Here is a 15,634-nt window from a genome sequence, read left to right on the forward strand (position 1 = left end):
GAAGGAACGTACCATGGGTAAGGATACCGACACAGCACGTATTTTCCTTGTCGAGGATCACGCGTACATGCTCGCCATGTTGCAGGAGTTCATCAACCAGGAAGGCGACCTGGCCGTTTGCGAGACAGCGGACTCCGGCGAAAAGGCACTGGAACGCTTGCCTGCCATCACCCCTGACCTGGTACTGGTCGACCTCTCGTTGCCCGGCATCAGCGGCCTGGAACTGGTGAGCTCGCTTCGTGAACGCTACCCCGATATTCCCTGCGCCATCCTCTCTGGGCACGGCGAACGCCACTACGCCGAGCAGGCCCTCAACGCAGGTGCCAAGGGCTATATCCTCAAAGGCAATCCCGACGAGATTCCCCCTGCCATTCGCCAGATCATGAATGGCGAACAGTATGTCAGCCGAGCGCTACAGTAACCACCTGGTTAACGTGGCCTGACGCTCGTTATTTCCCGGTCGGGATAAAAACGTACGGTCAGTGCCATTTCGCTGGTTGTTTTCCCGATCGGGATAAATTGTAGAAAAGCGCATCGGATACGTGTATCTTTTCCCTATCGGGAAAAGAATGTTGACCAATGACACAGGCCATCGCCATACACACAACCGACCAGCTCGGTCGCCTCATCCGTACGGCAAGAAAGCAACAAGGCCTGACCCTGGAAATGATGGCCGGCCTATGCGGACTGAGCATCCGCTTTCTCAGCGAACTCGAGAACGGACGGGAGAGCTGCGGGCTGGGGCGTGTGCTGCTAGTCCTCGACACGCTGGGGATCGAACTTAGCGCCCACCCCAGCGAGTCGGATGAATCCTCATGACAACGGATAGCCCAACTGCCTTGGGCGTCTGGCAGGGCTCATCGCGGGTCGGCACCCTATGGCGAGGAAGCGACGAGCGTCTGATCGGCTTCGAGTACGATAGCGACTGGCAAGCGCAGGGGCGCCCCATATCCCATAGCCTGCCTCTCACGCGCAAGGCCTGGGAGCCCGAAACGCTGACTGCACACCATTGGTTCGGCAATCTTCTGCCCGAGGAGCAAGCCCGTGATGCCTTGATCAAGCGGCTGGGGTTACCCGATGACGATTTCACCCTGTTGGCTGCCATCGGTGGTGACTGCGCAGGCGCGCTAAGTATCCTGCCGCTGGATGAACGCCCTGCCAAACCGGAACATACCTCGGCAGCCGCCGCCTATCGGGAACTCGACGCTGGCCGCTTGAGCCATTGGGCCGCGTTCAAGGATCGCTACGCGATCATGGCAGATGAACTGCCGGACACGCGACCGCGCCTATCCCTGGCCGGCGCCCAGGACAAGATTCCCGTATTCCTCGACCAAGACCGTGTCTATATACCCACCAGCCAAGCGCCCTCTACACATATCCTCAAGTTTGCCGTCGCTGGGCGTGAGCAGGTTATCCTTAACGAGCTCTATCTCAACACGCTGGCTCGGCTCACCGGGCTACCCTGCCCCCCTTGTCGCATCGGCTACGCAGAACGGCATCCCTATCTCATCGTAGAGCGCTATGATCGTCGCGGCATAGGCTCAACACAAATAGAACGGATACATCAGGAGGACCTGTGCCAGGCGCAGGGAATCCCGCGCAGTCGTAAGTACCAGGCCTTCGGCGGGCCCGATTTCGGCACGATCGTGCAAACCGTACGTGACGCCTGCAAACCCGCGGCGAGATCGATTCAACAGCTATTGCACTGGCAGCTATTCAATGTCCTGGCCGGTAATAGCGATGGCCACGCCAAGAATATTTCACTGGTGCAGGATGAACGGGGACGCTGGCAAATCGCTCCCGCCTACGATCTCGTGGGTACCATCGTGCTTGGCTACCATCCGGATCTCGCCTTTTCGATAGGCCAGCAATACAATTCGATACAGCTTTTGCCCCGAGATTGGCAAGCCTTCTCGAAAGCGTGTCGCTTCAGCTACCCGTATGTGAAGCGTCAGATCAAATACATTGCCGGCACGCTCGCTGAAGCGGCTCGCTCATCGACACTCAAGGCGGCGCTGCAGGAAGCGGGGCTCAGCGATAAGGGGTGGGGGCGGTTGCAGCAGCAGCGACAGCACATCCAGCGCCAGTGTCGTCGGGCCGAACGGTGGTAGAGCCACAGCCACGCAAAAAGGGCCCGGCCAATGGCCGAGCCCTCATCTACGCTTCCGTTCTGCCTTCTCTGGGCATCCTGCCCGAGCATCCTTGGTTCGTGAGTCTTCCTGACTCGGTCTTCCCTGTTGAGCACTCCGTTGCTCGATGTGTGTAGTCTGGCAGCTCAGTGGCTCTGCGTATGTAATCTAGGTTATCCGTCGTTGTAAGAGATTACCGACACGTGCTGTAAGCAACCGTCCGTCACCCTCCCACACCGACACACGCTTCAAAACGAAGCATACCGCCTGGCCGGGTATCGCATACTATGAGGTATAGACACGATACGGGGTGAACCGCTTATGAACTTCGCCACACTCGGCCCGGCAGGCAGCAACCACGCGCTGGTCCTGAGCCAGTACCTGCAGGCGCGCGGTCAGTACAACGCCCGGATACACCTATTCGATACCTTCGAAGCCGCCTTCAACGCGCTGACCCAAGGCAAGGTCGACTTCGTCATGCAAGTGACGGCACACCCGACACATAGCGATTGCGTGGGGCGCTACATGCACCGCGCCTTTCCCGTCGACAGTTTCATCGCCCCCAGCAAGCCACTGGGTATCCTCACTCGCCGCGATGTCGACACCCCACAGAGCATCGGTATACAACCGGCGACGCGTTACTACACCGACCTCTCCGCCTGGCCGACCCTGGTCGAGGAGGCTACCACCGTCAAGGTCGCCGAAGGCCTGCTCGCCGGCCACTACGACTCCGGCATCACCGCCCTGGACGTTGCCCACCAATACCCCGACGTCTTGCGGGTGGACCTCGACCTCGGCCCTGCCCTGGATACTTGGGTCGTGTTCGCCACCACACGGCTCTCCAACGACCCCATCCTGTGGCCGGACGCACCGATCATGCAGTTGTTGGACTATTGATTTAGGAGCACGGTCCGGCGATCCGGTTTGGCCGTGCGATTGCAGGCGTGCCAACCATAAGGGCATTAACCACTTCGAATAGACCACTGGTTTGTGTAGGAGCGCAGATTCTCTGCGCGATTGCAGAGGCGCCAACCATAAGAGCATTAACCATTTCGAATAGATCGCTGGTTTGTGTAGGAGCGCAGATTCTCTGCGCGATTGCAGAGGCCATTGAACAACCCCTCGCGCAGTAAAACTGCGCTCCTACAATGGCATGGATGGCTTAACCTAACGATAAGGCGGCCTGGGTTTAAGGAGTGCAGCTTTCGCTGTGCGGTTGCAGGCGCGCCGGCAATGAACAACCCCTCGCGCAGTAAAACTGCGCTCCTACAAAATCAGCATCGTTTCATACTGTAGGAGCGCACGGTCCGGCGTCCCGGCTTCGCTGTGCGATTGCAGAAGCGCCAACCATAAGGGCATTAACCATTTCGAATAGACCACTGGTTTGTGTAGGAGCGCAGATTCTCTGCGCGATTGCAGAGGCCATTAAACAACCCCTCGCGCAGTAAAACTGCGCTCCTACAATGGCATGGATGACTTAACCTAACGATAAGGCGGCCTGGGTTTAAGGAGTGCAGCTTTCGCTGTGCGGTTGCAGGCGCGCCGGCAATGAACAACCCCTCGCGCAGTAAAACTGCGCTCCTACAGTATGAAACTGCGCGATGAATGAGCCACTCTTCCTCCGGCATCGGTACGCCTGAACTTGCACCCCAGACACCACTTCCCCCATTGGCATGCACCTAACATTAGATAATACTGAATGCATCCAACGCTGGCATGGACGCCAAATGACCTACAAGGGCCACACCTTGCGCAAGGGGCGGGTCTCGCTCCCGAATCATCACTACCTCATCACCATGGTCACCGAGAAACGGCACCCCTGGTTCCTTGAGCCCCTACACGCACAAGCTGCCTGCCGCCAATTCTATACACCTTCTCTGCTCCCCCTGGCCGAGACCCTGAGCTTCGTCGTCATGCCGGATCATGTTCACTGGTTGCTCAAGGCGAACCATGACCTGGCGCACATCGTGCGGATATATAAATCGAAGGTGACGCTGGCCGTGGGCCAGTCGATATGGCAACGCGGCTATCACGACCGGACCATCCGAAGAGAAGAGGATATCCGCACCATTGCGAGGTATATCGTCGCCAACCCGCTGCGGGCGGGGTTGGTCACGGATATCGGGGCGTACCCGTACTGGAATGCGGTTTGGCTTTAGCAAGCCGGTTCAGAGTAAACCGGTATCAGTGCTGGCATGGCCGTTATGACCTCGCGCAGAAAAATCCGGATCGCCGGACCGTGCGCTTCTACAACATCGGAGACATCGGCTAACGTTGGGTATAGACACCAGGCTACTGTAGGAGCGCAGATTTTCTGCGCGATTGTAGAGGCGCCCGCATTGAACCAACCCCTCGCGCAGTAGAACTGCGCTCCTACAATATCAGCGTTGTTTCATCCTGTAAGAGCGTACGATCCGGCGTCCCAGCTTTCGCCGCGCGATTGCAGGCGCGTCGGCATGGGCTTACTCTCGCGTAGTAAACTGCACCACTACAGACGCTTCGGTGTCTGTTCTCTACCACGGCGCAAAAATTACCGCGGCTCCGACTACTACCAGCACGACGCGCAGCCACGCGGCACGGCGGGCAATCACGCCGTAGGAGATCGCCACCAGACCGAGGCCAATTTGCAGCCCATCCACCAGCGAGCCAATGGGATTGGAGGCCAATCGGATCACGTCGGGGTTGGCCACCATCGCCAGTGGAATGATGTACAGCCCGATGCCCAGCGCCATGGCCTTGATCGCGACCTTGAGCCAGCTTTCGCCCACCATACCCGCGGCGATGAACACGCCGCCACACACCGGAGGCGTGATCGTCGACAGCAGCGCATACCAGAACACGAACAGGTGGGCGAGCAACGGCTCCAGGCCCAGGGCCGTCAATGCCGGCCCGGCCACCGACACACAGATCACATACGCGGCCGTGGTGGGCACTTCCATGCCGAGCACCAAACAGGCCAGGGCTGTGAGCAGCAGCGCAGGCCACAACGCTTCCTGCGACAGTGACAGGATGCCGGAGGTGATCTTCACACCCAGCCCGGTCATGGCCAGCACGCCGATCACCAACGAGGCACAGATGATGATTGCGCCGATGATCGCGACCTGCTTGCCGGCGGTGACCAGCGCCTCGGCCAACCTGTCACGGAAACCGCCCAACGAAAACGTGAGCCTGACATCGAACAGCAACAGCGCCGCCCCGACGAAGGTGGCGATGCTGGCGGCATATTGGGGTGTGTAGCCACCGACAAAGATCCGCTCGAGCAACACCGCAAAGGGCACGGCAAAGAATACCGACGTCACCAACACCTCGCGCCGGCTGGGCTGCTCCTCGGCCGAGACCGGACGCAGGTCGTGGCGTGTGGCGTAGGCGTTGATACCGACCCATACCGTCAGGAAATACAGGATCGAGGGTAGCAGCGCTGCCGCCATGATCTGCGTATAAGGCGTGCCGGTCAGTTCGACCATGACGAACGCCCCCGCCCCCATCAACGGCGGCATGATCTGCCCACCGGAGGAGGCCACCGCTTCCACCGCCCCCGCCAGGGAACGGGGATACCCCAGGCGCACCATACTGGGGATGGTAATCGCGCCGGTCGACGCCACATTGGCCGAAGCCGAACCGGAAATCGACCCCATCAGCGCCGAAGAGATCACCGATACCTTGGCCGCCCCGCCGGTCAGGCGACCCGCCACGGCACTGGCCATGTTCATGAAGCCCTTGCCCGCCTCGCCGGCATTGAGCATGGCGCCGAAGATCACGAAGATTGCCACCACGCCGACACTGACGCCTGTCAGCGAGCCCCACAGACCGCCTTCGGCGATCGTCAGGGTGCCCACAAAACTCTGCAACGGCAGGCCGGGATGGCCGAATTCGCCAGGAATGTATTGGCCGAGCATGCCATACAGAAGCGCCACGGCCGCGACCAGGGGCAATGGCCAGCCGATGGCGCGGCGCGCCGCTTCCAGTGCCAGCAGAATCAGGAACGCGCCGATCGCCATCTGCCAGGCGTTATCGATGAACCCGTACTGATACGCCAGCGCTTCCTCATTGAACGCGATGTACCCGCAGGCGGCGACACCCAGCAGCGTCAGCACCCAGCCGCTGGCGCGCTGCCAGGGCGTCTTGGCAACGAATACCAGGATCCAGGGCAAGGCTAGCGCCATGTGTATCGGCCGGCTCACCAGGGCCGGGGCCAGCCCGTAAAAGATCAACCCAAGGTGAAAGGCGACCGACACCGCCCCCAGGGCAATCCACCCCAGCGCCGGTCGCGAGGAGGCATCAGCTGTCGTTTCGGTCGATATCGGATCGGAGGCAGGCATGGCAGGTGTCGACATTGCATTCGCTTCTTCTGACGAAAGAATGCCCCGCGTAAACGCAGGGCATTGGACAAGGCGAAAAGCTTACCGCATTACGCGAACGATTACTCGGATTCAGGCACCTCGATGCCTGCTTCCTCGTAGTAGCGCACCGCGCCCGGATGCAGGGTACCGGCAATGTTGCCGACCATGTCTGGGGTGATGCCACCCCACCAGGGGGATTCTTCTGCCATGACCTCGCGACGCTCCCAGAAGGTACGCGTCAGGGTGTAGGCGGTGTCGTCGTCCATCGCTGCGGTGGTATAGGCAATCACCGGCAGCGAGGTGGTCTCGACATCCTCGTCGATGCCCGCATAGGTACCGCCGGGAATGGTCTGGCGCGCCGCACCGGTCTTCTCGATCTGCTCATCCGTCATCGATACCAGGCTGACCGGCATGCTGGCGGCGGTTTCGATCACGTTGGGCGTGGGGAACGAACTTGCGGTGACGAAGCCATCGATCTGGCCGTTCTTGAGCGCGTCCGGGCCACTGCCGACATTGGCGTTGGCGACCTCGACCTTGTCAGTGAGTTCGAACAGCTCGAGATAGCGCTCGGCTTCACGTGCACCGAACGAGCCGCGACCAATCAGGATCTCCTTGCCTTCCAGGTCCTCCAGGCCAATCACCCCTTCGTCACCCGCCACCACGATGTGCATGGTGATGGAAGGAATTGGAAACAGCCCACGAATCTCCTGCAGCTTGGGGCTGTTGCGCTCGGCAAAGGCGCCCTCGCCTGCCAGCGCCTGCTTGACCAGCCCAGGCGGCGTGGTGAAAACGTAGTTACCGCTGCGTGCCATCACTTCCATGACGTTCTGGACCGAGCCCTGACTCTCCTCGAGGGTCAGTACGATCTCGCCGTCGGTGCCGTTCTTGATTGCCTCGGAGAGCTCCACTCCCATCTGGTAATAGGCCGTCCCTGCCGAGGCCGATTTATAGGTGACCCGGGTTTCCGCCTGGGCAGACAGTGCTCCGGTCCCCATCACTACGGCCATGGCGGTCGCCAGAAGTGAGCGTGAAAAATGACGCATGCGTTCCTCCCCGATTGCGTAGCGGCATCGTGTCGATGCCTATCGTTATGGCCAAGACGTTTGGCGCGGTGTTTTCCCGACGTAACGTCTTATAATGGCGGGCTCATGTACATTAGACGTTAGGAACGCCATGCCGTCCATCACGGCTGTGCTGGGTGCCTGCGGTGGACTCGGCGCCAGCATCGTCAGCCATCTGCATCGTGAGGGCCATCGGGTCGTCCTGCTCGATCTCGAGGCCCACCGCGCTCTCGCCAACGCCCAACTTAAAACGCTGGGTCTGACATCGAATCGCTTCATCGCCTGCGATGTCACTTCGCCCGCGAGTCTCGACAGCGCTTTCCAGGCACTGTGCCAAACGGGCACATTGACCGGCTTCGTCAACGCCGCCGGTATCATTCGGCGTGGGGCGTTCCTGGAAACGGGGCGTGACGACCTCGAGGCCATGCTGAGCGTGAACGTGATCGGCGCCTATCAGGCCCTGCAAGCCGCCGCCCGGTTGATGGTCGGCCACGGTAGTGGACGCATCGTCAACGTGGCGTCGGTCCATGGCCTACGCACCAGCGCCGGGCGTAGCGCCTACGCCGCGTGCAAGGGCGCCATCCTGTCGTTGACGCGCGCCCTGGCGGTGGAACTGGCCCCGCAGGGTATCCTCGTGAATGCCGTCGCCCCCGGCCCCGTTGCCACCGGCATGCAGGAAGCCGCCGAGATTCCCGATTCGCCTTCTCGCAAGCTATGGACCGACGCCACCCCGCTGGGGCGGGTCGCCGACGCCGACGAAGTGGCCCAGGCAGTGGGGTATTTGTTATCCGAGGGCAACACATTCATCAACGGCCAGACGCTGGTGGTCGATGGCGGCGCATCGGTGAGTATCGGTGGTGGGCGGTTATAGGTGGTTATACCCAACGGTAATCAATGTCTTGGGTGTTGTAGGAGCGCAGCTTGCTGCGTGATTTTTCTCTACCATAGGCAACACGTCTATCGCGCAGAAAACCCGGGACGCCGGACCGTGCGCTCCCACAGAACTCTAGGTGTCTTTATCCAACGGTGAGCAAAGTCGCTGGCTTTGTAGGAGCGCAGCTATTTGCTGCGCGATTGTATGTGCGTCTGTACATGATTAGCCCGGCAATGCATCCGCCAATGCCTGCTCCCAGCGCTCATCGCGCTGGCCACAAACGATAAACCACGGGTTCAGCGGGTTCTCCTTCTGGTTGCAGCGCAGCGGCTGCAACGTATGCGCTTCCAGCACCTCACCTCCGGCTGCCGTCACCACGGCCTGCGCTGCGGCGGTATCCCATTCACTGGTCGGCGCCAGACGTGGATACAGGTCGGCCTTGCCTTCGGCAACCAGGCACAGCTTCAACGAACTGCCCATCGAGACACGCTCGTTATTGGGTAGCGCATCACAGAACGCCTGGAAGGCCCCCGCGCCATGTCGGCGGCTGCCCACCACCTTCCAGGCTTCTTGCTCCGGCTCAGGCAAGGCACGCACCTGAATGGCCTGTTCGTCGCCGCCCACACGCTTGAATGCACCCACCCCCGCCTGGCCCCACCAGGTGGTATCCAGCACCGGCGCATGAACGATCCCGAACATCGGCACGCCCTCCTCGATCAATGCCACATTGATCGTGAACTCGCCCGTATGGCCGATGAACTCCTTGGTACCGTCCAGCGGATCGAGCAACCAGTACCGCCGCCATCCCTTGCGACGGGAGTAGGGGATTTCCTCCGACTCCTCGGACAGGATCGGCACGTCGGGGGTGTGTTCCTTCAGCAACGCCACCAGCGCGCAGTGCGCCGCCATGTCCGCCTCGGTCAGCGGGCTGGCATCCCCCTTGTAGGAGATCTCGTATTCACCTTCGTAGATATCCATCACCTGACGGCCCGCCGCCAGGACGCCGCGAATCAGATGTTCGCGTAGCGTGCCATCAATGCTTACCTTCATGACCTTTCCCTGTGTCGAATTCCGTTAACCAAACGCTGCACTCTCACATTCGCGAATCTGCCAACGTTCTGCCATCTTGAGGGCCGAGGACGTCATGACCAAGGAGGCAACTATGACCCGTACCGTACGTGTCGAACCGATCAAGGAAGAACGTGACGATGTCATTCTGGTATCAGGATGGCGTGTCGTCGACGTAACCGAAGAAAACGCGCCGCAGGAGGTATCGCGTCACGACACCGAACCCGAAGCGATCGATGCCGCCCGAGCCTATGAACGCGACAGCACCGTCGAACCGGGCTCCGAGCCTGACGATACCCAGGATTATGACGCCGACGATCCCAACGTGGGCAAGTTTCGCTAAGGACGCCCGACGTCGAGGCCAAAATAGCGCGATGCGCTTAGTAGCGCCTCATCCAGAGTGATTAGCTGACAATGGTGAGCTTCTGCGCACGCCATGTGCAACGCATCGAGCGTGCGCAGAGACGTTTTTCGAGCCAGTAGCCAATGAGCTGCCCGCTGAAAATAGGCAGCATCCACGTTGCAAACCGCAAAGCGCCCAGCCGATATATCCTCATGAAAGGCACTTTCAATACGATTAGCCTGGGGCTCTGTTAGCTCAGCCATTCGTACCCACCTCGCTAGAGCGGAGGCGACCTCAACCTGCGTAAGCTGACTGATCAGGACCGGCCGTGTCTGTCGATCCAGCAATACCTGAACATTCTCACTGTCCGCTTCCTGACGATAATAAGGAAGAATGGCACTTGTATCGAAATAGAGCACCTAATAGCGCTCCTCATCTCGAAGATCGCGAATCGCCTGAGCTGCGCTACCGACCATAGGTGGCAGTTCCTGCCGCAAGCTGCTGCGGTCCAAGAAAGAGATATCGCTGTCGGCAGCGACTAGCCTGGCTGCCGGCTTACCCCGGCGAAGAATGATGATTTCCTCCCCAGCCGCCACAGTATCCAGAAGGAGAGATAGCTTTTCCCGGGTTTCCCTCACATTGGCTGTTTGCATCACATCACTCTCCGACTCGTGTACACATCAAGTGTACTTCCATAATTGACGAGCCACAAGAGACTATCCTCCAACCACCCTTTCGGCAGCGACTCTAAGCACCTCATGGCGGCATGCGGCAGCAAACGAGGGCACCTTGCCGAGGATGTCGCCATCTACCGAGAGTGTTTTCTCGTGACGGAGTTCAATCCGGCAGCTAGGTGTCTTGATGTGCGTGATCGACTTGTCATGCTTGGGCGTATGGCCCATCAGCCGCGTGGCCACAAACGAGAATAGCAGGTGCGGTACGGAGCTGGGCCGGACCAACACGATATCCAGATTACCATCGTTGATGATCGCCTGCGGTACGGTCTGCCCGCCCCCGAAGAACGCCCCCGACGACACGGCAATCGACAGCCAACGCTCCTCAATGACCGTATCGTCGTAGACAATACGCGCATGAAAGCCCCGCTGGCTGCTTACCCTACGAGCCATCAGAGCCAGGTAGCTGAAACGGCCGAAGCGCTTCTTGTCCTCGTGCGAGGCCTCGCTAGAGGGCAGCGTGCCCAGGCCGATATGCGCCACATTGAGAAAGATATGATCGTCGAACGTGGCGACATCCACATCCACGGTATGGCCCGAAGCGATCACCCGGCACAGTTCGGTCGGGTCGTCGGGGAGATCCAGGTTACGCGCGAAATCGTTGGCCGTGCCCGAGGGCAACACCCCCAGGATCGCCTTGCGCTTCATGCATAGCGCCGCCATGGCACTCACCGAGCCATCGCCCCCCGCCACCATCACGCGGTCGCCCGCCTGCACGTCCCGGTGCCAGGCATCGTCGCCCAGCGTTTCGACACGCAGGTTGTCGATGCCGACCGCCTCGAGATGGGCTTGCCAGAAGGCCTTGTCCCGGGCGCCGTCGCCCGCCTTGGCGTTTGCGATAAGCCAATCCGTCATACTGGGTTCTCCCTACCCTAGCTGGCTCTTACATAACACTAACATACGCATTCAAAGCGTGGCCCACCACAAGGGCTCAAATAGGTTGGCGACATGCCATAAAGCATTATTGGCATAATCCAAACGCTTAGACTCCCCGAGCCCAAAAGACCACTAACTTCGCTTAAGTTCTATCAGAAACTGCCGATGTAACGTATTGCCTCTCCGTTCGAGGCGTTTCAGTCCAAGTATGGTCATGTCGCTCAATCCGTCTCCTTAGAAGCGAGAACGCTGAGTCGATTAAAAAAACGTAAGGGAACCCAATGCCACCAGTCCATTTTCGCAAGACCCTGCTCGCCCTGGCAGTCGCAGGCGTCAGCATGCCGGCCTATTCAGCAACGTTGACACTAACCAATGCCGGTCTCAGCGAAAGCGCAACTACCGTATACAGTGAAGCAGTCACCGTTTCCGGCAGCTACACCGGCAATGACGATGCCATTGAATTCGAGGGCGTCAGGTTCGAGCAGAACCTCATCCTCGAGGCTTCGATACAGTCTTCGGGTGATTATGCCAGCGGCTTCGACCTGGACAGCTCAGAAGACGGGGTGGCGACTACCATCCGTGGCAGCCTGATCAATCGGGGAAGCATCGCGGTCGAAGGCTATGGCGTGGCCGCCATGCTGCTCGACCCGGCGATAATCGAAGGTGACCTGATCAATGAAGGCACCCTTTCTGCGAAGGGTGGGCTTGTTACCTACGGAAGTAATCAATTCATCTACGAAGAAGGCGCTCGGGGCCTCGATCTCTCCGTGACCCAGGTGGGTGGCAACGTTCACAACAAAGGCAGCATCACCGTCGAAGGCGAACGGTCTATGGGGATCTGGATGTCCCATGACCCAGCAGGCACTACCATCATTAAGGGCGATTTGATCAACTCCGGCACCATCCGCGCGACCGATACCGTCTCGAAGCTAGAGTTCGATGCGCAGGGCGAACCTATATGGGATGACGAAAACAATCGAGTGCGCACCGCAGCGGTTGGCATCAATCTGGCCGACGTGTCGATCGGTAATTTCCGTAACGAACGCGGCGGGTTGATCGAAGCAAACGGTGAGCTGGCACAAGGTATCTTGTTTGAGGGTACCCAGCTCGGCGGAGATTTCATCAACAACGGTGAGATTAGGGCCAACGGGCGGTATGCCTCTGCGGTTGACATCACCTCGCTAAATGGCCCAGCTCAAGTTCGGCAGGTGATCAATAACGGCATCATCGAAGCGACAGGCGCCGAATCGATCGGCTTTTTGGGCTCTTTCGAGTCCGCGGACCCTCGCCTCATCAATACCGGCACCATCAAAGGCGAACGTTACGCCATCGAACTGGAAGATTTCGCTGATATCGGCAGCGGCAAGCCGCTCACCATCGAACACCGCGCCGGCCTGATCAGTGGTGGTGAGGCTGCGATTTTCTCTTATAACGGCGACGTCAACTTGTTGTGGAGCGGGGGCAAGATCGTGGGGGATCTTCTGCTCAACGGTGAAGATGGCGTTAGCGGCATCGGCCAAAGCACCGTTCGCGTAAGCGGCGATGTCATTTTTGACGGAAGCCGCATCCAAGCGCGGCTCGTACAGGTCGATAGTGGCGCTTCGCTAGGCATGTTCATTGGCGAGAGCAACGCTGCGCCTGTATTGACTGTCAACGGGAACGTGCAGTTCGCCGAAGGTGCCGAGATTCGCCTCACGCCGGTCGCGGCCGACTTCACCGCCCAAGGCCGCACCTATACGCTGGTGCAAGCAAATCAGATCGACAACGGCGCTAACAACGACAACCTCGATGTCACCCTGGCCTCTCCTTTCCTGAATATGGAAACCACGGTTACTGCTAACCAAGTGACCTCGACCGTCTCGGCCAAGGGTTCCGACGAGGTCGCCGATAGCGTCAGAAGAAACGGGGGTTCACGCAACGCACAAGCCGCCATTCGCAGCTTTGCCCCGCTGATGGGCCGTTTGGATGAAAACGACCCGGTATTCCGTGCCTTTGCGCACGCCAACGAATCCGAAGTCGCTCGCCTGGCCGTGCAGCTATCGCCCGAAGCCAACGGAGGCTCAACCTCGGCAGCCGTTTCCGGCCAAGGCCTGGTCAGCAATACCACCAGCAGCCGTACCCGCGGCGCCCGCCAAGGCATGAACTCCGGCGACACCTTCCAGGAAACCGGTGTCTGGGTTCAGGGGCTCTATAGCGAGGCCACTCAAGATCTGCGCCAAGGGATTCCTGGCTACAATGCCTACAGCCGCGGTATCGCGATCGGCGCCGACGGCAAACCGAATCCGCAAACCACGCTGGGACTGGCATACAGCTACCTCGACACCGACGTGAACAGCGCGACAGGCAACCAGACCGAAGTGGAAGGTCATGCGTTCACGCTGTATAGCGGCCACGAGCTGGGCAACTACTTCCTTGACGCCAGCATGACCTATGGCTTCAACGGCAACGAGAGCGAGCGTCGCATTGCCGGCACGACGGCTAAAGCCGATTACGACAGCCGCCTTCTCGGCCTCAATCTCCTCGGTGGCTATGGGTTCGATGTACAGAACGGGCTGTTGGTCGAGCCTCGGGTCGCGGCACGCTACAGCCACGTGAAGACGGAAAGCTACCAGGAAAGCGGCTCCTCGGCTGCCCTGCGCATGGAAGAGCAGCGCCAGGAAATCGCTGAACTGGGTGCAGGCGTGCGCTTTGCAGGTCGCTTCGATGCCGGGCAAGGCACACTGGAACCCCAGGCCACGTTCATGGCATATCATGACTTTGCCGACGACCGGGCCACCAGCACGGCCTCGTTCGTGCGTGGCGGCTCGTCATTCGTGACTCAGGGGGCCGATCCCGCTAACACGACGTATGAAGCCGGCGTGGGGGTCGATTACCTCTTGGGCGCCTTCTCTCTCGGCCTCAGCTACGACTTCGTCACCAAGAGCGACTTCGACGCGGATAGCTTCGTCGCCAAGATGCGCTACGAGTTCTGATGAGCATGGCCCTATCCGGCCCGCGCAAGCGGGCCGGACTGAAGCTGCTTGGCGTGGGCATGCTCCTCGCCCTGCTGAGCGGCTGTCAGTCCTCTCAGCACGCCTTGGAAGCCTTGTCTTCATCCCACGGCAGACACGTCACCGTAGTCACCGACAGCCCATACCCGCTGGTGTATAGTCCACCGCGACAAGGGGCCGGCTCCCTCCGCCTACGGGTATACATAGAAGGCGACGGCCGTGCCTGGGCGACAGCAACCCAGCCGAGTCTCGACCCTAGCCCGCGCCAGCTTCTGGTGGCTCAGCTGGCATTCAACGACCCTGCTCCCAGCGTTTACCTGGCACGCCCTTGCCAGTTCATCTCTGCGTCAGGCTGCCAGCCTGAGGTATGGACCGATCGGCGCTTCTCGCAAGCCGTCGTCGATAGTCTCGATACCGCGCTGACGATGATCAAGTCGCAGCAGGGCAACTCACACTTCGAACTGGTGGGATATTCCGGTGGCGCCGCACTGGCCCTACTCCTGGCCGCCCAACGCAACGACGTAACCCAAGTACAGACCCTTGCCGGTAACGTCATGCCCGCGCAATGGATTCAATTTCACGGTCTTCGTCCGCTGGCGTCTGCGCTTGAGCCTTTGGATTATCAAAATCGACTGGCTCAACTACCGCAACGCCACTTCGCCGGGGAAGACGATCGCATCGTGCCCACTAGCCTGCTGCGGGCGTATATCAAGCAATTGGAGGGTACCTGCGCCGAAGCCGTTACTCTCGAGAACGTCAGCCATACGCAGGGCTGGGAACAGGCTTGGCAGCAATGGCAGGATCAGCCTATTGAATGCTTAGCTATGAATTCAGATCAAATCGTAAAGTAAATAGCAAAGCTTACTGGCCTGAGACTAGCGCGCTACAGGCCAGTGTAATAATTCCTTCGCAAGTTTGTAACAAACCAGTACAATGCGCCGGCTAAAAAACATACATCATGGTACGTAAATGCTCACCACGGCGCGCATACGCTCTCCCTATCCTTCCCTACTCCTTACCTGGCTTTCTTACTTTCTGGTGCTTGCGGGCCTTACCTGGGGGCTGCGCCTTGCTGCAAGCGCCGTCATGGTGCCCGAGGGGTTATGGCCAAAGGCTTGGTGGTGGGGCCTGCGTTTCGATCTGGCGATTGCTGCGCTTCTGTCCGGGTTGACGATATTGGTCCTCTGGCCCCTGGCACGCTTCGTTCCTGACCTGCCCC

Annotated in this window: 15 protein-coding genes; 9 read left to right on the forward strand and 6 right to left on the reverse strand. The window is 59.7% G+C overall.

The window, feature by feature from the left end; genetic code table 11:
• The first annotated feature begins 13 nt into the window (after positions 1–13).
• From JH15_RS15085 to JH15_RS15105, 5 genes are all read left to right on the forward strand, one after another.
• The gene (locus JH15_RS15085; protein WP_052384160.1) at positions 14–421 is read left to right on the forward strand and encodes a response regulator; all 408 of its coding nucleotides are present in this window, start codon (positions 14–16) and stop codon (positions 419–421) included.
• Between the two features lie 158 nt (positions 422–579).
• Entirely contained in the window at positions 580–819 is a 240-nt protein-coding gene (locus JH15_RS15090) for a helix-turn-helix domain-containing protein (RefSeq protein WP_043531870.1), read from the forward strand.
• On the forward strand, positions 816–2,111 hold the full coding sequence (locus JH15_RS15095; RefSeq protein ID WP_043531872.1) for a type II toxin-antitoxin system HipA family toxin: 1,296 nt from the start codon (positions 816–818) through the stop codon (positions 2,109–2,111). The genes JH15_RS15090 and JH15_RS15095 overlap by 4 nt, the downstream gene beginning before the upstream one ends.
• 339 nt (positions 2,112–2,450) lie before the next feature.
• On the forward strand, positions 2,451–3,026 hold the full coding sequence (locus JH15_RS15100) for a type 2 periplasmic-binding domain-containing protein (protein ID WP_052384161.1): 576 nt from the start codon (positions 2,451–2,453) through the stop codon (positions 3,024–3,026).
• A gap of 830 nt (positions 3,027–3,856) precedes the next feature.
• Complete coding sequence (locus JH15_RS15105) at positions 3,857–4,288, forward strand: REP-associated tyrosine transposase (protein ID WP_043531874.1); 432 nt, start codon at positions 3,857–3,859, stop codon at positions 4,286–4,288.
• Between the two features lie 354 nt (positions 4,289–4,642).
• Here JH15_RS15105 and JH15_RS15110 read toward each other — a convergent pair whose 3' ends face one another.
• Positions 4,643–6,448, reverse strand: coding sequence for a TRAP transporter permease (locus JH15_RS15110; protein ID WP_043532526.1), 1,806 nt, complete (start codon positions 6,446–6,448; stop codon positions 4,643–4,645).
• 101 nt (positions 6,449–6,549) lie between these two features.
• Positions 6,550–7,512, reverse strand: coding sequence for a TAXI family TRAP transporter solute-binding subunit (locus JH15_RS15115; RefSeq protein ID WP_043531876.1), 963 nt, complete (start codon positions 7,510–7,512; stop codon positions 6,550–6,552).
• A 130-nt stretch (positions 7,513–7,642) separates the two neighbouring features.
• Here JH15_RS15115 and JH15_RS15120 point away from each other — a divergent pair, with 130 nt between their 5' ends.
• Positions 7,643–8,401, forward strand: a complete 759-nt coding sequence (locus tag JH15_RS15120; RefSeq protein ID WP_043531878.1) for an SDR family NAD(P)-dependent oxidoreductase — start codon at positions 7,643–7,645, stop codon at positions 8,399–8,401.
• 225 nt (positions 8,402–8,626) lie between these two features.
• Here the strand turns inward: JH15_RS15120 and cysQ are convergent, their stop codons facing one another.
• Positions 8,627–9,454, reverse strand: coding sequence for a 3'(2'),5'-bisphosphate nucleotidase CysQ (cysQ, locus tag JH15_RS15125; protein ID WP_043531880.1), 828 nt, complete (start codon positions 9,452–9,454; stop codon positions 8,627–8,629).
• Positions 9,455–9,566: 112 nt separating this feature from the next.
• On the opposite strand from cysQ, the gene JH15_RS15130 reads away from it, so the two are divergent.
• Entirely contained in the window at positions 9,567–9,815 is a 249-nt protein-coding gene (locus tag JH15_RS15130) for a hypothetical protein (RefSeq protein ID WP_043531882.1), read from the forward strand.
• Here the strand turns inward: JH15_RS15130 and JH15_RS15135 are convergent.
• The 3 genes from JH15_RS15135 to JH15_RS15145 all read right to left on the reverse strand — a co-directional run bounded on the left by JH15_RS15135 (position 9,812) and on the right by JH15_RS15145 (position 11,404).
• Positions 9,812–10,234 carry a type II toxin-antitoxin system VapC family toxin gene (locus tag JH15_RS15135; protein ID WP_043531884.1) on the reverse strand — a complete coding sequence of 141 codons (423 nt, stop codon included), beginning with the start codon at positions 10,232–10,234 and terminating at the stop codon, positions 9,812–9,814. The two genes, JH15_RS15130 and JH15_RS15135, sit on opposite strands and share 4 nt — an antisense overlap.
• Positions 10,235–10,468 (reverse strand): type II toxin-antitoxin system Phd/YefM family antitoxin, encoded by a 234-nt coding sequence (locus tag JH15_RS15140; RefSeq protein ID WP_043531886.1) that lies wholly within the window; start codon positions 10,466–10,468, stop codon positions 10,235–10,237.
• A gap of 63 nt (positions 10,469–10,531) precedes the next feature.
• Positions 10,532–11,404 carry a diacylglycerol/lipid kinase family protein gene (locus tag JH15_RS15145; protein ID WP_043531888.1) on the reverse strand — a complete coding sequence of 291 codons (873 nt, stop codon included), beginning with the start codon at positions 11,402–11,404 and terminating at the stop codon, positions 10,532–10,534.
• Positions 11,405–11,706: 302 nt separating this feature from the next.
• On the opposite strand from JH15_RS15145, the gene JH15_RS15150 reads away from it, so the two are divergent.
• Together JH15_RS15150 and JH15_RS15155 are read left to right on the forward strand one after the other, a co-directional pair.
• Complete coding sequence (locus JH15_RS15150; protein ID WP_043531890.1) at positions 11,707–14,397, forward strand: autotransporter family protein; 2,691 nt, start codon at positions 11,707–11,709, stop codon at positions 14,395–14,397.
• Positions 14,397–15,266, forward strand: coding sequence for an alpha/beta hydrolase (locus JH15_RS15155; RefSeq protein ID WP_052384162.1), 870 nt, complete (start codon positions 14,397–14,399; stop codon positions 15,264–15,266). The genes JH15_RS15150 and JH15_RS15155 overlap by 1 nt, the downstream gene beginning before the upstream one ends.
• Positions 15,267–15,634 lie beyond the last annotated feature (368 nt).

It is taken from the genome of Litchfieldella xinjiangensis, from assembly GCF_000759345.1.
GTDB lineage: Bacteria > Pseudomonadota > Gammaproteobacteria > Pseudomonadales > Halomonadaceae > Litchfieldella_A > Litchfieldella_A xinjiangensis.